This window comes from Rhodoblastus sp. 17X3 (assembly GCF_030056575.1).
In the GTDB taxonomy this organism is placed as follows: domain Bacteria; phylum Pseudomonadota; class Alphaproteobacteria; order Rhizobiales; family Beijerinckiaceae; genus Rhodoblastus.
The window spans coordinates 512618-532098 of record NZ_JASHHX010000001.1 but is presented as its reverse complement, the minus strand read 5'-3'; the positions used below and the strand labels follow the sequence as shown (position 1 = coordinate 532098).

Annotated in this window: 17 protein-coding genes; 9 read left to right on the top strand and 8 right to left on the bottom strand. The window is 64.5% G+C overall.

Translation table 11 applies throughout. From position 1 onward, the window contains the following. Positions 1 to 24: 24 nt before the first annotated feature. Positions 25 to 1482 carry a catalase gene (locus QM467_RS02540; RefSeq protein WP_283364707.1) on the bottom strand — a complete coding sequence of 486 codons (1458 nt, stop codon included), beginning with the start codon at positions 1480 to 1482 and terminating at the stop codon, positions 25 to 27. Between the two features lie 130 nt (positions 1483 to 1612). Here QM467_RS02540 and QM467_RS02535 point away from each other — a divergent pair, with 130 nt between their 5' ends. Beyond that, positions 1613 to 1906, top strand: coding sequence for a LysR substrate-binding domain-containing protein (locus QM467_RS02535; protein ID WP_283364706.1), 294 nt, complete (start codon positions 1613 to 1615; stop codon positions 1904 to 1906). On the opposite strand, the gene QM467_RS02530 is transcribed toward QM467_RS02535, so the two are convergent. Next, positions 1875 to 3116, bottom strand: a complete 1242-nt coding sequence (locus tag QM467_RS02530; protein ID WP_283364705.1) for a glycosyltransferase family 2 protein — start codon at positions 3114 to 3116, stop codon at positions 1875 to 1877. The genes QM467_RS02535 and QM467_RS02530 overlap by 32 nt on opposite strands. Before the next feature lie 130 nt (positions 3117 to 3246). Here QM467_RS02530 and QM467_RS02525 point away from each other — a divergent pair, with 130 nt between their 5' ends. The 3 genes from QM467_RS02525 (at position 3247) to QM467_RS02515 (ending at position 6793) form a co-directional block, all read left to right on the top strand. Then, complete coding sequence (locus QM467_RS02525) at positions 3247 to 4707, top strand: glycosyltransferase family 39 protein (protein ID WP_283364704.1); 1461 nt, start codon at positions 3247 to 3249, stop codon at positions 4705 to 4707. Between the two features lie 41 nt (positions 4708 to 4748). Then, the gene (locus QM467_RS02520) at positions 4749 to 6251 is read left to right on the top strand and encodes a protein adenylyltransferase SelO (protein ID WP_283364703.1); all 1503 of its coding nucleotides are present in this window, start codon (positions 4749 to 4751) and stop codon (positions 6249 to 6251) included. Positions 6252 to 6427: 176 nt separating this feature from the next. Continuing rightward, positions 6428 to 6793, top strand: a complete 366-nt coding sequence (locus QM467_RS02515) for a hypothetical protein (protein ID WP_283364702.1) — start codon at positions 6428 to 6430, stop codon at positions 6791 to 6793. Between the two features lie 158 nt (positions 6794 to 6951). Here QM467_RS02515 and QM467_RS02510 read toward each other — a convergent pair whose 3' ends face one another. Next, positions 6952 to 7482: a CreA family protein gene (locus QM467_RS02510; RefSeq protein ID WP_283364701.1), complete on the bottom strand. Its 531-nt coding sequence runs from the start codon at positions 7480 to 7482 to the stop codon at positions 6952 to 6954. 99 nt (positions 7483 to 7581) lie between these two features. Between QM467_RS02510 and QM467_RS02505 the strand changes: the two genes are divergently transcribed. The 3 genes from QM467_RS02505 (at position 7582) to QM467_RS02495 (ending at position 11109) form a co-directional block, all read left to right on the top strand. Continuing rightward, positions 7582 to 8349: a dioxygenase family protein gene (locus QM467_RS02505; protein ID WP_283364700.1), complete on the top strand. Its 768-nt coding sequence runs from the start codon at positions 7582 to 7584 to the stop codon at positions 8347 to 8349. Positions 8350 to 8603: 254 nt separating this feature from the next. Then, positions 8604 to 9980 carry a class II 3-deoxy-7-phosphoheptulonate synthase gene (locus QM467_RS02500; RefSeq protein ID WP_283364699.1) on the top strand — a complete coding sequence of 459 codons (1377 nt, stop codon included), beginning with the start codon at positions 8604 to 8606 and terminating at the stop codon, positions 9978 to 9980. A 46-nt stretch (positions 9981 to 10026) separates the two neighbouring features. Further along, entirely contained in the window at positions 10027 to 11109 is a 1083-nt protein-coding gene (locus tag QM467_RS02495) for a DUF2865 domain-containing protein (protein WP_283364698.1), read from the top strand. Between the two features lie 15 nt (positions 11110 to 11124). Here QM467_RS02495 and gltX read toward each other — a convergent pair whose 3' ends face one another. After that, positions 11125 to 12495: a glutamate--tRNA ligase gene (gene gltX, locus QM467_RS02490; RefSeq protein ID WP_283364697.1), complete on the bottom strand. Its 1371-nt coding sequence runs from the start codon at positions 12493 to 12495 to the stop codon at positions 11125 to 11127. A gap of 270 nt (positions 12496 to 12765) precedes the next feature. Here gltX and QM467_RS02485 point away from each other — a divergent pair, with 270 nt between their 5' ends. After that, positions 12766 to 13929, top strand: coding sequence for a ceramide glucosyltransferase (locus tag QM467_RS02485; protein WP_283364696.1), 1164 nt, complete (start codon positions 12766 to 12768; stop codon positions 13927 to 13929). A gap of 29 nt (positions 13930 to 13958) precedes the next feature. Here QM467_RS02485 and QM467_RS02480 read toward each other — a convergent pair whose 3' ends face one another. The 4 genes from QM467_RS02480 to adh all read right to left on the bottom strand — a co-directional run bounded on the left by QM467_RS02480 (position 13959) and on the right by adh (position 18406). Continuing rightward, positions 13959 to 15707: an NAD+ synthase gene (locus tag QM467_RS02480; RefSeq protein WP_283364695.1), complete on the bottom strand. Its 1749-nt coding sequence runs from the start codon at positions 15705 to 15707 to the stop codon at positions 13959 to 13961. Between the two features lie 69 nt (positions 15708 to 15776). Beyond that, positions 15777 to 16163 (bottom strand): DUF779 domain-containing protein, encoded by a 387-nt coding sequence (locus QM467_RS02475; protein ID WP_283364694.1) that lies wholly within the window; start codon positions 16161 to 16163, stop codon positions 15777 to 15779. A gap of 130 nt (positions 16164 to 16293) precedes the next feature. Then, positions 16294 to 16722, bottom strand: coding sequence for a DUF779 domain-containing protein (locus tag QM467_RS02470; protein WP_283364693.1), 429 nt, complete (start codon positions 16720 to 16722; stop codon positions 16294 to 16296). 163 nt (positions 16723 to 16885) lie between these two features. Further along, entirely contained in the window at positions 16886 to 18406 is a 1521-nt protein-coding gene (gene adh / locus QM467_RS02465; RefSeq protein ID WP_283364692.1) for an aldehyde dehydrogenase, read from the bottom strand. 679 nt (positions 18407 to 19085) lie between these two features. On the opposite strand from adh, the gene pqqA reads away from it, so the two are divergent. Further along, on the top strand, positions 19086 to 19172 hold the full coding sequence (pqqA, locus tag QM467_RS19860) for a pyrroloquinoline quinone precursor peptide PqqA (RefSeq protein WP_446737721.1): 87 nt from the start codon (positions 19086 to 19088) through the stop codon (positions 19170 to 19172). Positions 19173 to 19481 lie beyond the last annotated feature (309 nt).

Below are 19481 nucleotides of genomic sequence, written 5' to 3'. Positions count from 1 at the left end.
TGGCTCAGGCCAAGTCGGTTTCCCTTAAGTCAAGTCCGCCTCGCTCAGGCCCAGCGCCTTGGCGACGCCCGCGCCATAGGCAGGATCGGCCTTGAAGCAGTTCCGCACATGGCGGATCTGGATCTCCTTCGGCGCGCCGCCCAGCGACCGCGCCGTGTTCTCGAACAGAACCTGCCTCTTGTCCGGCGTCATCAGCTGGAACAGGGCGCGCGGCTGCGAAAAATAATCGCCGTCCTCGCGATGGTTCCAGTGATCCGCGGCGCCCTCGATCGAGAGCGGCGGCTCCCGGTAATCGGGCTGCTCCTTCCACTCGCCATAGGAATTGGGCTCGTAGCCGAGGCGGCCGCCGAAATTGCCGTCAACCCGCATCGCGCCGTCGCGGTGATAGGAATGGACCGGGCAGCGCGGCGCATTGACGGGAATCTGCTGGTGGTTCACGCCCAGCCGATAGCGTTGCGCGTCGCCATAGGAGAACAGCCGCGCTTGCAGCATCTTGTCCGGCGAGAAGCCGATGCCGGGCGGGACATTGGCCGGATTGAAGGCCGATTGCTCGACCTCGGCGAAGAAGTTCTCCGGATTGCGGTTCAGCTCCATTACGCCGACCTCGATCAGCGGATAGTCCTTGTGCGGCCAGACCTTGGTGAGGTCGAAGGGGTGATAGGGAACCTTCGAGGCGTCGGCCTCCGGCATGATCTGCACGAACAGCGTCCAGCGCGGGAAATCGCCCTTCTCGATGCTCTCGAACAGGTCGCGCTGATGGCTCTCGCGATCCTTGCCGATGATCGCCTCGGCCTCTTCGTCGGTCAGGTTCTTGATCCCCTGCTGCGACTTGAAATGGAACTTCACCCAATGCCGCTCATTCGCAGCGTTGATGAAGCCGAAGGTGTGCGAGCCGAAGCCGTGCATATGACGATAGGTCGCGGGAATGCCGCGATCGCTCATCACGATCGTGACCTGGTGCAAAGCCTCGGGCAGTGAAGTCCAGAAGTCCCAGTTGTTCTTCGCGCTGCGCAGGTTGGTGCGCGGATCGCGCTTCACGGCGTGGTTGAGGTCCGGGAACTTCAGCGGATCGCGCATGAAGAAGACGGGCGTATTATTGCCCACCATGTCCCAATTGCCTTCCTCGGTGTAGAATTTCACCGCGAAGCCGCGAATGTCGCGCTCGGCGTCGGCCGCGCCGCGCTCGCCCGCCACCGTGGTGAAACGGGCGAAGAGTTCGGTCTTCTTGCCGATTTCGGAGAAGATTTTGGCCCGCGTATAGCGGCTGATGTCATGGGTCGTCGTGAAGGTCCCGTAGGCGCCCGAGCCCTTGGCGTGCATGCGCCGCTCCGGGATCACCTCGCGGTCGAAATGGGCGAGCTTTTCCAGCAGCCACACGTCCTGCAGCAGGGCCGGGCCGCGCGGACCGGCCGTGATGATGTTCTGGTTGTCGGCCACCGGGACGCCTGCGGCGGTGGTCAGCTTCTTGCCGTCGTCGGTCATGAGTTTCTCCAGTTCGGGAGCCACGGCGCGATCATGCGCCGCAATTCGCGCCGAAGCTATGACATGAGGGCGACGACCCACTCCAACGATTAAAAAATGCGTTTTTAATCGATTTATTAGATCAGGCTGAATGAAGCCTCGCTATATCTCCGGCGGGCGGCGACATTCGCGCGCCAGGCGCGAAGCGGCGCTCAAGGGCCTCGGCCTGACGACCCTGCCGACAGGGGTGGCCGACGAGGAACGAGCCGCCGGTTCTCTCGTGCAGGTGCGGAAGGACTGGACGAAGCCGGAAAGCGGCGTCTACGCCGTCTATCCATCCAGCCGGATGATCGCGCCGAAGGTGCGGCGCCTCGTCGAAGCCGTCGCCGGCCGATTGCGCGAAATCCGAGCCGTCAGTCCTTGCGCCAGACGAAGAGCGAGCTGAGGGTGAAGTTCCAGACCGAGCCCATCACCACGCCGGCGAGGGCCGAGATCCAGACCACGTGGTCGATGTTGTAGAGCCAGGCGGCGACGCCGACATTGGCCACGGCGCCGAAGCCGCAGACCACATAGAAATAAAGCAGGCCGCGCAACTGCGGCCAGAAGCCCTTCAGCTTGGCGTCGCGATAGGTGATGGCGTTGTTGATGTAGAAATTGGTGGTCATCGCCACCAAGACGGCGATGCTCTGCGCGAGCATGAAGCTCACGCCCGGCACGGCCAGGGCCGCATTGACTGTCATCAGATGGATGACGACGCCGCTCAGCCCGACCAGTGCGAAGAAGATGAAGCGCACCGGAATGCGGCCGCCGCTGACCTTGTTGAGCAGCAGCCCGAGGAAATCCAGCCCGACCTTGATGTCGAATTTCGATTCGCCCGCGATCCTTTCCCGGAACATGTAGCCTACCTCTTTGATTTTCAGCGGCTGCTTCGCCGAGGCGACGATATCCGCGAGGATCTTGAAGCCGGAAGGAACGAGATCCGGCGCGCAATCCTCGACGATTTCGCGCCGCAACATGAAGAAGCCACTCATGAGGTCGGAGAAGTCTGCGCGCAAGGCTTTTTTCGCCATCCGGGTGGCGAGATCGCTGATCGCGGCGCGGCGCGCCGAGAAGCCGCCCTCGGCTGAGCCGCCTTCCACATGACGGCTGCCGACCACGAGATCCGCGCCCGCGCGGACTTTTTCGAGCATTTGCGGCAGTATGCGCTCGTCATGCTGGAGATCGGCGTCCATGACCGCCACCACCGGCGCGCTGGAGGCGAGCATGCCTTCGATACAGGCGCCCGCGAGGCCGCGGCGATTGACGCGGCGCAGGCAGCGCACGCGAGGGTCCGCCTGCGCGATGCCCTTGGCAAGCGCCGAAGTGCCGTCCGGGCTGTTGTCGTCGACCACGATCATTTCCCAGGCGACGCCGGCCAGGGCGGCGTCGACGCGCCGGATCAGCTCGCGAAGATTGGCGCTTTCGTTGAAGGTGGGGATGACGAGGGTAAGTTCGGCGGCCAAGTGCTGGGCTTTCTTTTCAAACTCTTTTTCTGTTAGCTGGAAAGCCTCGGCCAGTACAGCCAACCTTTTCGCGGCTTGCAAAAGGCGGTCGCGGTCGTCGGCGGGCGCGCGCGCCCGCGTAAATTCCGAGAAACGAAGCACAGGCGCCTGCATGGTTGGCATTCCGTCGTTCGACACTAAACCCGGGCCAGCCCCCCGCTGGCCGGCGGAGAGCAAAACCCTTGCGCTGATCCTAGGAGTCTTAACGTTAAGATTCGTTTTCGCAGGTGCAACAGGATTGGGCGTGGACGAGTCCTATACCGCCGCGACCGCCCGCGCGCTGGCGCTCAGCACCTTCGACCATCCGCCGCTCGCCTGGTGGGCGACTCATCTTGCCGCGCAGCTTTTCGGCGAGAGCGCCCTCGCCCTGCGCGCGCCCTTCGTGCTGCTGTCCGGCTTGACGAGCTGGCTGACCTTCGCGCTGACGCGACGGCTTTTTTCTGCCGAAGCAGGGTTTTACGCCGTACTCGCCCTCGCGCTCTCGCCTGCGCTCGGCTTCGCCGACGCCGTCTGGATCCTGCCGGACTCGCCGCTCCTCCCCGCGATGCTCGCTTCCGCCCTGGCGCTGGCGCGCGTCTTTTTCGACCCGGATTGCAGCCTGAATCGCAGCCTGGCGGCGCGCCAATGGCTGCTGGCGGGCCTTTACGCCGGCTTAAGCATGTTGTCGAAATATCACGGCGTGCTGCTCTTCGCGGGGGCGGGCGTGTTCATGCTCGCCAGCCGACGCCAGCGCTTCTGGTTCGCCACGCCCTGGCCCTATGCGGCGGGCCTCGTCGCTCTTCTGGTGTTTTCGCCTGTCCTCGTCTGGAACGCGCAGAATGGCTGGATTTCTTTCCTGTTCCAGAGCGGCCGCTCGGGCGCGCCGCATCTCAATCTGGTCGCGCCGCTGGTTCTGATCGGCCTGCAATCGCTGCTATTCGCGCCATGGATCTATTTTCCGCTCGCGCTGCTGTTTTTCCGGGCGCTGGCGCAGGGACCGGCGCAGGAGAAAGACTTTTTCCTGGCCTGTCTCGCCGCCTTTCCCATCCTGCTCTTCACGCTGGTCGCCTTCTGGTCGAGTCGCCGAATCCTGCCCCATTGGGTTGGCCCCGGCTATCTCATGCTCTTTCCTCTGCTTGGCCGCGAGATCGCGACCCGCATGGAGGCGGGCGCGCCCTGGCTGCGCCGGGGCCTGATCGCGGCTTCGGGCTTCATGGTCGCGGGAGTGGGCATTGTTGCGGCCCTGTCGCGCCAGCCGCCGGCCTTCCTGTCCGGCCCGCGCTACCCTTTGGTCGAAATGCTGGACTGGGATGATTTCACTCGCGCGCTTGACGCGCGCGGCTGGCGCAAAGCCAACACTTTCGTCGCCGCAACGCGCTGGCTCGACGCGGGCAAGCTCGATTACGCACTGCATGGCGACCCGCCGGTGCTCTGCCTGTCCGACGATCCGCGCGGCTTCGGCTTCCTGCGCGATCCGAAGGATTTCATCGGCTGGGACGCTCTGCTTGTCGCGCCAGACCTGTCGCTCGACCAGGCGCGCGCACGATTCGGACGCTTTTTCGACGCCATCGAGCTGCTGGAGCCGGTTGAAATCCAGGCAGGCGGCGCGCCCGCGATCCATCTGTCGGTCTTTCGGGGCGTCCGTTTCCACGATCCCGCGCCGGAATTCCGTCTTGCGCCGGCGGGTCTTGCGAAATCGCCCGCGGAGCCCCAGTTCAAACATTGACCAATTGGCGCGCTTCCTGCTTCGCCGCGCCAGGAGCAACAATGACCTCGACCCAAGATTTTCTCCGCGAAACGTCCTATCGCGCCCTGCCGCCGGAATTTTTCGCCGCCGCGCCGCCTTCGCCAGGGCCGGCGCCGCAATGGATCGTCTTCAATGACTCGCTCGCGGCGGAACTCGGCCTGCCCGAGGGCGCGGCGACACAGGAATTGCTTGAGCTTCTCGCGGGCGGCCCGCCGCAGTCGGGGCGCGAAAACATCGCCCTCGCCTATTCCGGCCATCAGTTCGGCCATTGGAACCCCCTGCTGGGCGACGGCCGCGCCGCGATGATCGGCGAGATCGCGGCGCCCGACGGCGCGACCTATGACGTTCATCTCAAAGGCTCGGGCCCGACCCAGTTCGCCCGCCGAGGCGACGGCCGCGCCACGCTTTCGGCCATGCTGCGCGAATATATCGTCAGCGAGGCCATGGCCGGGCTGAAAATCCCGACCACGCGCTCGCTCGCGGTGGTCGCGACCGGCGCGCTGGTCTATCGCGACGCCGTCCAGCCGGGCGCCGTGCTGACCCGCATCGCCCGCAGCCATGTCCGCGTCGGCACGTTCCAATATGCCGCAGCCATGGATACGGGCCGCGGCGAAGGCCCGATCCTCACCCGCGCTCTGGCCGACCTCTGCATCGCCCGTCATTTTCCGGAATTCGCGGGCTCGCGGGAGGCCTATGTCGCCTTTTACGCGGCGGTGGTGGCGCGGCAGGCGAGGCTCGTCGCGCAATGGATGCTGGTCGGCTTCATCCACGGCGTGATGAACACCGACAATATGTCCGTCGCCGGGGAAACAATCGATTTCGGCCCTTGCGCCTTCATGGATTCCTACAACCGCCGTCAGGTCTTCAGCTCCATCGACGCCGCCGGACGCTACGCCTTCGACCGCCAGGCCCCGATCGCGTCATGGAATCTCGCTCGGCTCGCGGAAACCCTGCTGCCACTGTTCGACGAGGACGACGCGACCGCATTGCGGCGCGCGCAGGAGACGCTGGAGGGCTTCCAGCCGGCCTATGTCGCCGCGCTCGGCCAGGGGCTGGAGCGCAAGCTGGGCCTGAGACCGCGCGACCCCGGCAACGAAAATTTCATCGCGCGGCTCTGGCGCCTGCTCGAAACTGGAAAGGCGGATTTCACCTTGTTCTTCCGCCGCCTGACCCAATTCGCCGGCGGCGCAAATGGTCAGGCCTTTCTGGACCTTTTCCCCATCGAAGCGCGCGAGGAAGCGGGGAATTTCCTTGCCGAATGGCGCAGCCTGACCGCCGGCGACGACTTTCCGGCGCGGCTTGCGCTCATGCGCGCGAGCAATCCCATCGTCATCGCGCGCAACCATCGCGTCGAACAGGCGCTCTCCGCCGCCAATGTCGGCGATCTCGCGCCCGCGCTGCGGCTTTGCGCGGCCCTGAAGACTCCCTTTCTGGAGCCGTCGCCGCCGGCGCGCCCGGAAGACGACCTCGAAACGCCGCCGCGCCCCGAAGAGCGCGTGTTGGAAACGTTCTGCGGAACCTGAAAGAACAGAAAAACTCTACGCCTTTACCAGACTGTGGAAATCCTGCCGCTACGAAAACTGGTATAGTTAAATTTAACTCTTTCTTCATGCGCCCCGTTTCATGATGGCGTCCTGCGCACCTGTTGCGGAGCGGGCCGAAATAACGCCCTACCCGCGCTTTCTTGTGAGCCGGGACGATGAAATTCTACGAATTCGAACATGACTTTTTTCCGCATATTCTGATTCCGCTGCTTGGCGGGCTGTTCGTCATCGCCGCCCTGCACTCGGCGGCGCGGGCGGAAACCAGCGCGCCCGCCGCGCTCGGCCACAACAGCTTCATCATCAGCGCCGACGATGGCTATGGCGTGAAGGATTGCATCAGAGGCGGCGACGATTGCGCGAAAATCGTGGCGGACGCCTGGTGCGAAGCCCATGGCCACGGCGCCGCGCGGGCGTTCGGCCGTGCCGGCGACATCACGGCCACCATTGAGAAATCCGCCGTCACCTCGTCCCCCTCGCGGAGAATCAAGGAAGACGACGTCTTCATCTCTTGCGGAGAATAATTCGCGAGACGTGTTGAATAATACCAATTCTCCCAGTCCGCGACTCATCGCGGTCTGGGAAACCCTCGCGTAAGCTCGGCGGCGCGGTCGCGCCTAACCATGGCTCACAGGTTGTCACCTGTGAGCCATGGTATAAGCGCCGGGTTCAGCCCCGGCGCTTATCCGTTGACGAAGTCGCCGCATTTCGGGGCCGGCTCCGCGCCCCAGGGCTGGATGGCCACGGTCGAGGTGGAATTCTTGGGCGAGCCTTCGACCAGCTTGTCGCTATAGACCATATAGACCAGCACGTTGCGCTTCGCGTCGCAGCCGCGCACGATCTGCATGCGCTTGAAGATCAGCGAGCGGCTTTCGCGGAACACCACGTCGCCCTGGGCGAATTTTTCCTTGAACTGGATCGGGCCATATTGGCGGCAGGCGAGCGACACGTCCGATGTTTGCTCGGCCACGCCGAAGGCGCCGGCGAGCCCGCCCTTTTCCGGCACGGTGTAATAGCAGGCGACCCCCGCCACCGCCGGGTCGTCGATGGCGTAGGTGCCCAGCTTGTCATTGGGCGTCAGCAGCTTGAAGGTGGTCGACTTGCGGAAAATCAATTCCGGGTCGTCCGCCGCCCGCGCGGAAGCGCTGATTGCCAGACACCCGGCCAGACATGCAATGGCGCAAAGCAGGCTTTTCCGGAAAATGGACGTCATGGCTGGCCGCTCCTTGTTGCGCCGCTTATATGACGTCGGAGGCTGAGAATAAAAGGCCTCGCCGCCGATTTAACGCAAAGCTGGAGCCGCGCGCGCGCCATGACCAAATTGCCGAGCCTTTTTCTCTCTCATGGCGCCCCGAATTTCATCCTCTACGACAGCGACACCCGCGACGTCTGGCGCGACATCGGCGGGAAATGGCCGCGCCCCTCCGCGATCCTGATCATGAGCGCGCATTTCACCACCGCGCAGCCCACGTTCGAAAAAGGCGCGAAGCCGGGCATGATTTATGATTTCGGCGGCTTCGAGCCGGAGCTCTACCAGATGACCTATCCCGCCCCGGGCGCTCCCGCGCTCGCGGAAAAGGCGGCCGGGCTGGCGCAGGCGGCGGGCCTCGCGCCCGTGCTGTCGGAAGGGCGCGGCTATGATCACGGGACCTGGGTTCCGCTCAAGGTGATCTATCCCGACGCGGATATTCCCGTCGCCACGCTGTCCACACAGCCCAATCTGGGCGGCGCGCATCACATCGCGCTCGGCCAGGCCCTGGCGCCCTTGCGCGACGACGGCGTGCTGATCATCGGCTCCGGCGGCGCGACTCACAATTTGCGCGCCTTTTTCGGCGGCGAGGATACCCCGGACTGGGCGCGGACCTTCAACGAATGGCTGTGCGAACGGGTCGAGGCGGGCGATTCCGACGCCGTCGCCCATTGGGAGAAAGGCCCGGACGCCTTGCGCAACCACCCAACGCCAGAGCATTTCCTGCCGTTGCCCTTCGCCTTCGGCGCGGGCGGGCCAGGCGCGAAGGGCAAGAGGCTGCACCATGTCCTCGTCGGCCCGATCAGCCTCGACGCCTATGCTTTTGAGTAAGGCCAAGGGTCATAGGCGAGAACCCGTGAGCCTTGGTTAGGCGCGACTGCGCCGCCGAGCTCATGCGAGGGATTCCTTGACCGCGATTATTCGCGGTCAACGAAAAATGGCGCCGCCGCAAAGCCGCCCCTTTCCGGCGCCATGAAGAGTTCATGGAAGCGTTAATGGTTTGGCGCTTTGCATGCGCTGGTGTATAGAGCGCGCTTTCCCACTTAGAGGGGCCCAAAAAGGGCCGCCAAGGAGTTTTTCGCGTCATGGAACGTTGGTCGCCCGATAGCTGGAGGTCCAAGCCGATCGTTCAGGTTCCGACCTACTCGGACCCGATGGCTTTGGCCGATGTCGAAAAGCAGATTTCGGGCTTCCCTCCCCTGGTCTTCGCGGGCGAGGCGCGCAAGCTCAAGAAGCATCTGGCGCAGGTCTGCGCCGGCGAGGCCTTCCTGTTGCAGGGCGGCGATTGCGCCGAAAGCTTCGCCGAACATTCCGCCGACAATATCCGCGACTTCTTCCGCGTCTTCCTGCAGATGGCCGTGGTGATGACCTTTGGCGCCGCCATGCCGGTGGTGAAGGTCGGCCGCATCGCGGGCCAGTTCGCCAAGCCGCGCTCCGCGCCCACCGAGACCATCGACGGCGTGGCGCTGCCCTCCTATCGCGGCGACATCGTCAACGACATCGCCTTCACGCCGGAAGCGCGCGAGCCCGATCCGCGCCGCCAGCTGATGTCCTATCGCCAGTCGGCCGCGACGCTCAACCTGCTGCGCGCCTTCGCGACCGGCGGCTACGCCAATCTGGAAAACGCCCATCGCTGGATGCTCGGCTTCGTCAATGACAGCCCGCAATCCGAGCGCTACCAGAAGCTGGCCGACCAGATCACCGAGACCCTCGGCTTCATGCGCGCCATCGGCCTTGACCCGGAGCATCATCAGGAGCTGCGCCAGACCGAGATCTACACCTCGCATGAGGCGCTGCTGCTCGGCTACGAGCAGGCCCTGACGCGCGTGGATTCGACCAGCGGCGACCCTTACGCCACCTCGGGCCACATGCTCTGGATCGGCGACCGCACCCGCCAGCCCGACCACGCCCATGTCGAGTTCATGCGTGGCGTCAAGAATCCGATCGGCCTCAAATGCGGCCCGACCACCACGCCGGACGGGCTGCTGCAACTGATCGACCTGCTCAACCCGACCAACGAGCCGGGCCGACTGACCCTGATCGCGCGCTTCGGCGCCGAGAAGGTCGGCGACCATTTGCCGGCGCTGATCCGCGCCGTGACCCGCGAAGGCCGCAAGGTCGTGTGGTCGTGTGACCCGATGCACGGCAACACGATCAGCGCGGGCGGCTACAAGACCCGTCCGTTCGACCGCGTGATGCAGGAAATCCGCTCGTTCTTCGACGTGCATCGCGCCGAGGGCACCTATGCCGGCGGCATCCATCTCGAAATGACCGGGGCGAATGTCACCGAATGCACCGGCGGCGCCCGCGCGCTTTCGGAAGCGGACCTGCGCTCGCGCTACATGACCTATTGCGACCCCCGCCTGAACGCGGAGCAGGCGATCGAAGTCGCCTTCCTGGTCGCGGAAAAGCTCAAGAAGGACCGCGCCGCCTCGATCGCCGAGGCCGACGCGGCTGAATGACGGGCAGGAATCGAGCGCCAACCGGCGCCTGAGGATGGAGACGACAATGGCTCTTGGCCGAGGCGGGAAAACGACGCCCGCATTGCGGCTGTCGGTCCTGCTCGTCTCCATGTTCGCGCTGGTCGGCGCTTTCCTGGCGCAAGGCGGCCCAGCCGGGGCGCAAAGCGTGGAATGCCAGCAATTGCGCGCGGCTCTGGCCGCGCCTGTCAGCATCGATCCCGGCGCTGCGGCGGGCGCGCGCAGGGCTCGGGCCGAACTCGACCGGGCCACGTCCCGGGCGCAGGCAATGGGCTGCGACAACCAGCAATTCCTGTTTTTCGGCAGCCCGCCGCCGCCGCAATGCGGCGGGCTGAAAGCGCAAATCGCAGCCTTGAAAAGCCAGTTCGACGCCTATTCGGCGCGCTCGTCCGGCGATTCGCCACAAAGGCGCGCGCTGCGGGCCCGCTATGACGCGAATTGCGGGGCCGCCCCGCGCGAAAGGAATTTCTTCGAGACCTTGTTCGGCAATTTCGGCGAAGAACGCCGGCCCGAGGATGGCGTCGTCGCCGACGCGCCGCAGACCGAAAGCAGCGGCAATGGCGCCATTGGCGGCTCGCAGGCCCTCTGCGTGCGCAGCTGCGACGGCGGCTTCTTCCCGCTGAATTTTTCCGCGCGCAGCGCCTCGACCGACGAACTCCAGCAGATGTGCCAGGCGCTGTGCCCCAACACGCCGGTGCAATTGTTCACCCGCAATCCGCGCAGCGACATCAGCACCGCGCTCGGCGCCGACGGCACGGCCTATCAGGACCTGCCCAACGCGTTGAAATACACCAAGGCCTTCGATCCGGCCTGCGCCTGCAAGCCGCCCAACCAGAGCTGGGTCGAGGCGCTCGCCCATGCCGAACAGGTTCTGAACGAGATGGGCGGCGCCAAGGCCAGCGACACGGTCGTCACGGAGCAGCAATCCAGGGACATGGCGCAGCCCTCGCCGCCCAAGCCGGGCAAGGCGACCGACCGCAAGCTTGCTCCGACGCCTGTCTCGGCGCCTGCCGCCCCGGCGGCGGCGCCGTCGCCCGACAAGAAGGTGATCGAGAGCGCGGCGCCCGACGGGTCCCCCCGTCAGGTGCGGGTCGTCGGGCCTAATTTCTAAGCCGGGTTACGAGGATCAGGACCCCAGTCGCGCCAAAACCTTGGCGCGGCCGATCAGCGGCAACAGTTTCGCCAGTTCCGGCCCCGACTCGCGGCCAGTCAGGGCGAGCCGCAGCGGATGGAACAGAGCCTTGCCCTTCAGCCCTGTCGTCTGCCTCACGGCCTGGGTCCAGGCGCCCCAGCTGGTTTCGTCCCAAGGCTCCGGCGGCAGGGCGGCCGTCGCGCCGGCGCGGAAATCATCGGTTAATGGCTCGGTCCCGACCTCGCCCTCCACCACGCTCCACCAATCGGCGACATCGGCAAAGCGGGTCAGATTGCCGCGCACGGCAAGCCAGAACGGCTCCGCCTTGAAGCCCACGATGTCCTGCGCCTCCAGCCGGTCGCGCACGGAATCATAAGCCAGTCCATGCAACACCCGTTGCGAGAGCGCCTGCAGCTCCTCGTCGTCGAACCGCGCGCTGTTGCGGGAAATGGCGGCGAGATCGAACAGGCCGGCGAGTTCCGGCAGGCTGTGAACCGGGTGCACGGCGATGGACGAGCCGGTCAGCGTCGCCATGGCCGCCACGGCGAGCGTTTCGACGCCCGCCTCGCGCAGGCCGGCGATCGAGAGCGCGCCGGTGCGCTTGGACAAGCCCTGCCCGTCCGCGCCGATCAGCAGGTTGTGATGGCCGAAATGCGGCGCCGCCGCCGCGCCCAAAGCCCGGAAAAGCTGGACCTGCACCGCCGTATTGGTGACGTGATCCTCGCCCCGGATGATATGGGTGACGCCGGAGTCGAGATCGTCCACCACCGATGGCAGCGTATAGAGATAGGAGCCGTCCTCGCGCACCAGCACCGGATCGGACAGCGAGGCGCAATCGATATGGCTGTCGCCGCGGATGAGATCGTCCCATCGCACGACTTCCGGCTCGAGCCTGAAGCGCCAGTGCGGCTTGCGGCCCGAGGTCTCCAGCGCCGCGCGCTCTTCCGCCGAGAGGCTCAAGGCGGCGCGGTCATAGACCGGCGGCGCGCCACGCGCGATCTGGAGGCGGCGCTTGCGCTCCAGTTCGTCCGGCGTCTCGTAGCAGGGATAAAGCCGCCCCGCGGCCTTCAGGTTCTTCGCCGCCGCGTCATAAAGGGCGAAACGCTCGGACTGGCGGAACTTGCGGTCCGGGGAGACCCCCAGCCATTCGAGATCGACCTCGATCCCCAGCGCGTATTCCTCGGTCGAGCGTTCGGCGTCGGTGTCGTCGAAGCGCAGGATGAACTGGCCGCCATGCTTGCGGGCGAAGAAATAGTTCAGCAACGCCGTGCGCGCATTGCCGATATGGATGCGGCCGGTGGGCGACGGCGCGAATCGGACGACGGGCGCAGCGAAGCCAGGGGTGTGGTGAGCCAGATGAATCATAGGGAATCTTTATCGTCTCGGCGGCGTTTTGGGAAATCGCCGAGCGTTTACCCTCCGCACGCGCGCAACATAGCGCCGCCGGACGCTCGTGTCATAGAACGGTGAAGAATTTTCCGCATAAGCGCAATGGAGGCTTGCAGATTGGGCTATTGACATAGAGGTCCCTTTCCCAAAGGTTAAATTCCGGCAAAAGGACGGCGTGTCAAAATGAAGCCTCATTCGCGAGCCAAAGCCTCGCTATCGAGGCGAAGAAAAAGAGAGATTGGCTGAATGACGGGATATATCGCCGCGGCTTTCTGCCTGTTCATGACCTTTTTCAACGCCTTCTCGCTCGGCCTCGCGGGCTGGCGCTGCCGCCGCCGCCCCGAGCCGCTCGCCGAGCGCCTGTTGCAAACGGGCGTCGACCGTCCCACCCCGCCGGTGAGCATCGTGCGGCCCGTCTGCGGCCTGGAGACATTCTCGGAAGAGACGCTGCGCTCGACTTTCGAGCTCGATCATCCCGAATATGAGGTCCTCTTCTGCGTGCAGAAGAAGAACGACCCCATCATTCCGCTGATCGAGAAGCTGCTGGCCGGGCAGCCCGAAGGGCGCGGCCGCTTGCTGATCGGCGACGACCCCATCAGCCCTAATCCCAAGCTCAACAATTGCTTCAAGGGTTGGCAGGCGGCGCAGCATCAATGGATCGTGCTGGCGGATTCCAACGTGCTGGCGCCGAAAGACTATCTCCAGCAGATGCTGGTCCGGTTCCGTCCCGACATCGGTCTGGTCTGCTCGCCGCCGCTCGGCGTATGGCCCGACGGCTTCCGCGCCCAGCTCGAATGCGCCTTCCTCAACACCTTCCAGGCGCGCTGGCAGTTCTGCGCCGACGCCATCGGCATGGGCTTCGCCCAGGGCAAAAGCATGATGTGGCGGCGCGAGATCGTCGAGCAGGCGGGCGGCGTCGCAGTCCTCGCCTCTGAAATCGCCGAGGACGCCGCCGCGACCAAGCTGGTCCGCAACGCCGGCATGAAGGTCGCGCTGGTGGACCGCCCCTTCGGCCAGCCGCTCGGCAAGCGCACCCTGCGCTCCATCTATCAGCGCCAGACCCGCTGGGCGCGCCTGCGCCGAGCCAGCTTCCCCAGCATGTATGCGCCGGAAATCCTCGCTGGTTCGCTGCTGCCGATCCTCGCGGGCGCCTATGCGGCGCGCGACTTCGGCTTTGAGCCCTGGACGGTCGCCGCATTGGTCGCCGCCGCCTGGCAACTGCCGGAGACGCTGGTCAGCTGGCGTCTGGGGTGGCCGACGAGCCCGCTCTCGCCGCTTTATTTCATGCTGCGCGACCTGCTGTTCCCAATCGTCTGGATTGACGGCTGGCTGGGCGATGATTTCGTCTGGCTCGGCAATTCCATGTCCGTGCGCGAAGGCGCCGACGAGACGGTCGACGGCGCCGCCTGAGCCCAAAAGGGCGTCGCAAGCCGCCCCGATCAGTCCTCGAAGCGCTCGCTGAAACCGATCGGGCTTTCCGGCGCGATCAAGAAATCCGGCAGCTGCGCCGGGACGCCCTTGTCGCGAAAGCGATTGACGATCGGATAGCGGCGGTCGCGGCCGAAATTCTTGCGTGTCACCTTCACGCCCGGGGCCGACTGGCGGCGCTTGTATTCGGCGAGATAGAGCAGGCGCTCGATCTTTTTCACGATCTCGATATCATGCCCGCGCGCGGCGATCTCGACGAGGCGCATCTCCTTCTCGACCAGGCATTCCAGCATATCGTCCAGCGCGTCATAAGGCGGCAGGGAGTCCTGGTCCTTCTGGTTCTCGCGCAGTTCCGCGGTCGGCGGCTTGTCGATGATGTTCTGCGGGATCACGAGGCCCTGCGGCCCCAGCGCGCCGTCAGGCTTCCAGCCGTTGCGCAGACCGCACAGGCGGAACACCTGGGTCTTGTAAAGGTCCTTGATCGGGTTGAAGCCCCCGTTCATGTCGCCATAGAGCGTGGCGTAGCCGACCGACATTTCCGACTTGTTGCCGGTGGTCACCAGCATCGGCCCGAATTTGTTGGATACCGACATCAGCAGGATGCCGCGCGCTCGAGCCTGGATATTCTCTTCGGTGACGCCTCGCTCAGTTCCCGCAAAGAGCGGCGCCAACGCCGCCTCGACGCCCTCGACCGCCGCCGCGATCGGAAGGATATCATAGCGCAGGCCGAGCGCCTTGGCGCAATCCGCCGCGTCCGTCAGCGATTCGCCGGACGTGAAGCGATAGGGCAGCATGATCGCGTGGACGCTGGACGGACCCAGAGCATCCGCCGCCATGGCTGCGCAGAGCGCCGAGTCGACGCCGCCCGACATGCCGAGGACGACGCCGGGAAAATTGTTCTTGTGGACATAGTCGCGCAGGCCCAGCACGCAGGCGGAATAATCCGCCCTGTCGTCGTCCAGCGACGGCGCGCTGGGCGCCTCCTCGCAGAACCAGCCGTGACCGCCGCGACGGAACACGACCTTGGCCACAGTCTCGGCGAAAGCCGGCAAGCGGCCAGCCAGGGCGCAATCGGCATTGACGATGAAGCTCGCCCCGTCGAACACCAGTTCATCCTGGCCGCCGATCTGGTTGAGATAGACCAGCGGCAGCCCGCTTTCGACAACCCGCTCGGTGACGATAGCGAGGCGCTCGGAATCCTTGCCGCGCCAATAGGGCGAGCCATTGGGCGAAAGCAGGATTTCCGCGCCGGTCTCGCTCAGGGATTCGACGATGTCCGGCCCCCAGATATCCTCGCAGATCGGCAGGCCAAGGCGCACGCCGCGAAAGGCGACCGGGCCGGGCGCCGGGCCGGGCTGGAACACGCGCTTCTCGTCGAACACGCCGTAATTGGGCAGATCGACCTTGAACCGCACGGCGACAATGCGGCCGCCGTCGAGCAAGGCGTAGGCGTTGTGGCAGGCGCCGTCCTGCATCCATGGCAGCCCCATCAGGACCGCCGGCCCGCCATCCGCCGTATCGCGCGCCAGATCCTCCAGCGCGGCGCGACAGGCGTCCTGGAACGCCGGCCTCAGCACCAGATCCTCCGGCGGATAGCCGGCGAGGAAAAGTTCCGAAAACATGACAAGATCGGCGCCGAAAGCGGCGGCTTCCCGGCGCGCGGCGCGCGCCTTGTCGAGATTGGCGTCAATGGCGCCCACGACGCAATTGACTTGGGCGAGAGCGAGCACGAGGCGGTCGGCGGGAGCGGAGGACGTCATCATGGAGCCCGGTTTAGCGCGTTTTCCGGACGGCATGAAGCCTTCATTCCGCGCGACCTGCATCGGCGCTCACCCAGCGCGCGGGGGGTCTCCAGCCGCCGCCAGCTCCGCGGCCTCCGCGTCGCTGAAAACGCGGCTGCGGGTCAGAAAGCTCACGCCTTCCGGCGCCTCGAGCGAGAATCCGGAGCCCTGGCCCGGAGTCACATCAAGAATCATCTGGGTATGGTGCCAATATTCGAACTGCTGCGCGCTCAAATAGAAAGGGCTGCCGCCGACTTCGCCGAGCAGAACGTCGGCTTCGCTCACGCGGTAATCGCCCTTGGTAAAACACATGGGCGATGAGCCCTCGCAGCAACCGCTGGAGAGATAAAACATCAGCGGACCATGCTTGGCCTTGAGGATGGCGATCCAGAGCAAGGCCTCGGCGGTGACTTCGATACGTGCGGGCGCGGACATCTGTACCTCGGTTGGCTTCGCCTTTAAGCGCGCCGGATTGGAATTTACCGGCTGGACGCATGGTCTGGTCCAGGCGGCGCTCCACTCGCCGGCATGTTCCTTTACGAAAATCAGCGACCCATTTTCGGGATCATGTTCCGGCGACGGGAAAATGGCGCGGCGCGTTTCCCGATCCCAGAGTGGGAGGCTCGTCCGCCTCGACCAGCAGCGCGACTTCGGCGTCGGTGAACACACGCAGGCGCGTGAAGAAACATACGCCCTCTGGCCCCTCGATGGAAAAGCCCGAGCCTTGACCTGGCGCCACGTCGACGATCGTCTGTATGTTCCGCCATTGCTCGAATTGCCATCCGCTCATGTAAAAGGAGCAGCCGCCAATTTCGCCGAGCAGAACATCGGCGTCGCCCAGTCTGTATTCTCCCTCGGGAAGGCACACAGGAGCAGGTCCGCCCTGGCAACACCCATGGTGCTGATAAAACATCAACGGACCATGTTTTTCTCTGAGGCGGTCGATCCAGAGCAGGGCCTCGGCGGTGACTTCGATGCGTGCGGGCGCGGACATTGCTTCCTCCGATTGCCTGGCTATCGCCACGAAAACACATTCCAGATTCGGACGTCGCGCCTTGGCGTCAAAAAAATTGCGCGGCGCGTTTCAGGCGCCGCGCAATCTTGAAATTTGCATCCATCGGAGACGCCCCGGCCGGGACCGGGGCGCCGTAACGTTCTCAGAAGAAGCCGAGCGCCTTCGTCGAATAGGAGACGAGCATGTTCTTGGTCTGCTGATAATGGTCGAGCATCATCTTGTGGGTTTCGCGGCCGATGCCGGATTCCTTGTAGCCGCCGAAGGCCGCATGGGCCGGATAGGCGTGATAGCAGTTGGTCCAGACGCGACCGGCCTGAATGTTGCGACCGAAGTGATAGGCGCGGTTGCCGTTACGGGTCCACACGCCGGCGCCGAGGCCGTAGATCGTGTCGTTGGCGATCGCCAGCGCGTCGGCATCGTCCTTGAAGGTCGTGACCGACAGAACCGGTCCGAAGATTTCTTCCTGGAAGATGCGCATGCTGTTCTTGCCGTGGAACACGGTCGGGTTGATGTAATAGCCCTGCTCCAGCTCGCCGCCGAGATTGGCGCGCGAACCGCCGGTCAGCAATTCAGCGCCTTCCTGCTTGCCGATGTCGATATAGGACAGGATCTTGTGAAGCTGTTCGTTCGAGGCCTGGGCGCCGATCATGGTGCTCATGTCGAGCGGGCTGCCCTGCTTGATGGCCTGGACGCGCTTGACGGCGCGCTCGATGAACTTCTCGTAGATCGATTCCTGAACCAGGGCGCGGCTCGGGCAGGTGCAGACTTCGCCCTGGTTGAGAGCGAACAGAGCAAAGCCTTCGAGCGCCTTGTCGAAATATTCGTCGTCGGCGTCCATCACGTCGGCGAAGAAGATGTTCGGCGACTTGCCGCCCAGCTCCAGTGTCGCGGGGATCAGGTTGTCGGCGGCGTAATGCGCGATCATCTTGCCGGTGACGGTCGAGCCGGTGAAGGCGATCTTGGCGATGCGCTTGCTCATGCCCAGAGCCTTGCCGGCTTCCGCGCCGAAGCCGTTCACGATGTTGAGAACGCCTTCCGGCAGCAGGTCCGAGATCAGCTCGACCAGAACCAGAATGCCCGCGGGCGTCTGTTCGGCGGGCTTCATCACGATGCAATTGCCGGCGGCCAGAGCCGGCGCGATCTTCCAGGCGGCCATCAGCAGCGGGAAGTTCCAGGGAATGATCTGGCCGATGACGCCGAGCGGCTCGTGGAAGTGATAGGCGATGGTGTCGTGGTCGATTTCGGAAATCGAGCCTTCCTGCGCGCGCAGCGCGCCGGCGAAATAGCGGAAATGATCGACCATGAGCGGGATGTCGGCATAGGTCGTCTCGCGGATCGGCTTGCCGTTGTCGAGCGTTTCCACCAGGGCGATGGTCGCGAGATTGTCCTCGATGCGGTCGGCGATCTTGAGCAGGATCTTGGAGCGTTCGGCGGCGGGCGTGCGCGCCCACTTGTCCTTGGCGGCGTGAGCGGCGTCGAGGGCGAGTTCGATGTCCTGCGCGGTCGAGCGGGCGACCTGGCAGAGAACCTTGCCGCTGACCGGGCTGATGTTATCGAAATACTGGCCCTGCACCGGGGCGACCCATTTGCCGCCGATGAAATTGTCGAACTTCGCCTTGATCAGATTCTTGCCGGTAAGATTGGCTACAGCTTCCTGGTACATGACCTTCCTCCATATTCGCGCGCCTTGCGACGCTTGTCGAAAGCGGCCCGCTCTTTCGTCCGTGCGCCGGGGCGCGAGAACCGAAAAGCCAAACCGCTCGAATTTCAGTTGACGCCCCGAAAGCGTCCGCATGTTGACGGCGCGGGTTCAATGCCTGGCGACGCCGTCGCCAAGGCTTTCGGCGTTAAGGCCTTCGGCGCCAAGCCAATCACGGACATCAAGAACCCAATCACGGATATCAAGCAAAGGTCGCGGGCGTCGCCAGAGCATCGCTTGCGCGGTCTTCAATTGACGAATGACCTCCCCGGGGCCGCCACGCATTATGGGCGCTGCGTTCAACGGGCGGCAATTTAGTCCCCATTCTCAAAATTCCGATACTGCTCTTTAGTGCCATTGCACTTGGCCGAACCGGGAACGAAACGGCGCATATCTTGCCATGCTGAAGCAGCCGATATAGCAGAAAAGCAATAACGTCGCCAAAACCGCGCAAAGCGGGGGTCTTCCGGGCGCCGGGGCCTTGAGCCAAATCTAAGGGCGGGTTCATACTTTGGCGCCGTAGACGCTGTTGCGAGGCGCCCTATCTTCGCTTAGGGATAGAGGCCTTGAAAGCAGAACTGCGATACAACGCAGCCTATCCCTCGAGCGCATCGGCCGCGCGAGATCTTCACTGGAGGAAAACATGACGGAAGTTACCTGGACCGCCCCCGAAGCCTGCGAAGTTTGCGTCGGCATGGAAGTCACCAGCTATATGTCGGCTGAAATCTGATCGCAGCGACCGCCTGCGCGTCATTCGCCTCATCGGACGCCAACGCGACCGGTGAGGTTTTTGCGCGTTTGGAGCCTGCCAATACGAGCTGTTTCGACTAGCCGAGCGAGCGTAGCCGGACCTTTATGACGGGACCGCACTGCTTGACGAAAATCTTACGATTTTCTCGCCGCGGCCTGACGCATTGGACGCCGGATTGTTATATCGCCATCATCGGGCCGCGAGGCCGCTTGCTGCGATCATGTCCGGGCGCCTCCGGGGCCCGTGCGGTTCGATTTGAGCCAAAATTCGGCATAGCGCCACCGGCGT

Coding starts and splice junctions, on each gene's coding strand:
- QM467_RS02540 (WP_283364707.1), bottom strand. CDS start 1,482: ATGACCGACGACGGCAAGAAGCTGACCACCGCCGCAGGCGTCCCGGTG.
- QM467_RS02535 (WP_283364706.1), top strand. CDS start 1,613: ATGAAGCCTCGCTATATCTCCGGCGGGCGGCGACATTCGCGCGCCAGG.
- QM467_RS02530 (WP_283364705.1), bottom strand. CDS start 3,116: ATGCAGGCGCCTGTGCTTCGTTTCTCGGAATTTACGCGGGCGCGCGCG.
- QM467_RS02520 (WP_283364703.1), top strand. CDS start 4,749: ATGACCTCGACCCAAGATTTTCTCCGCGAAACGTCCTATCGCGCCCTG.
- QM467_RS02515 (WP_283364702.1), top strand. CDS start 6,428: ATGAAATTCTACGAATTCGAACATGACTTTTTTCCGCATATTCTGATT.
- QM467_RS02510 (WP_283364701.1), bottom strand. CDS start 7,482: ATGACGTCCATTTTCCGGAAAAGCCTGCTTTGCGCCATTGCATGTCTG.
- QM467_RS02505 (WP_283364700.1), top strand. CDS start 7,582: ATGACCAAATTGCCGAGCCTTTTTCTCTCTCATGGCGCCCCGAATTTC.
- QM467_RS02500 (WP_283364699.1), top strand. CDS start 8,604: ATGGAACGTTGGTCGCCCGATAGCTGGAGGTCCAAGCCGATCGTTCAG.
- QM467_RS02495 (WP_283364698.1), top strand. CDS start 10,027: ATGGCTCTTGGCCGAGGCGGGAAAACGACGCCCGCATTGCGGCTGTCG.
- gltX (WP_283364697.1), bottom strand. CDS start 12,495: ATGATTCATCTGGCTCACCACACCCCTGGCTTCGCTGCGCCCGTCGTC.
- QM467_RS02485 (WP_283364696.1), top strand. CDS start 12,766: ATGACGGGATATATCGCCGCGGCTTTCTGCCTGTTCATGACCTTTTTC.
- QM467_RS02480 (WP_283364695.1), bottom strand. CDS start 15,707: ATGACGTCCTCCGCTCCCGCCGACCGCCTCGTGCTCGCTCTCGCCCAA.
- QM467_RS02475 (WP_283364694.1), bottom strand. CDS start 16,163: ATGTCCGCGCCCGCACGTATCGAAGTCACCGCCGAGGCCTTGCTCTGG.
- QM467_RS02470 (WP_283364693.1), bottom strand. CDS start 16,722: ATGTCCGCGCCCGCACGCATCGAAGTCACCGCCGAGGCCCTGCTCTGG.
- adh (WP_283364692.1), bottom strand. CDS start 18,406: ATGTACCAGGAAGCTGTAGCCAATCTTACCGGCAAGAATCTGATCAAG.
- pqqA (WP_446737721.1), top strand. CDS start 19,086: ATGACGGAAGTTACCTGGACCGCCCCCGAAGCCTGCGAAGTTTGCGTC.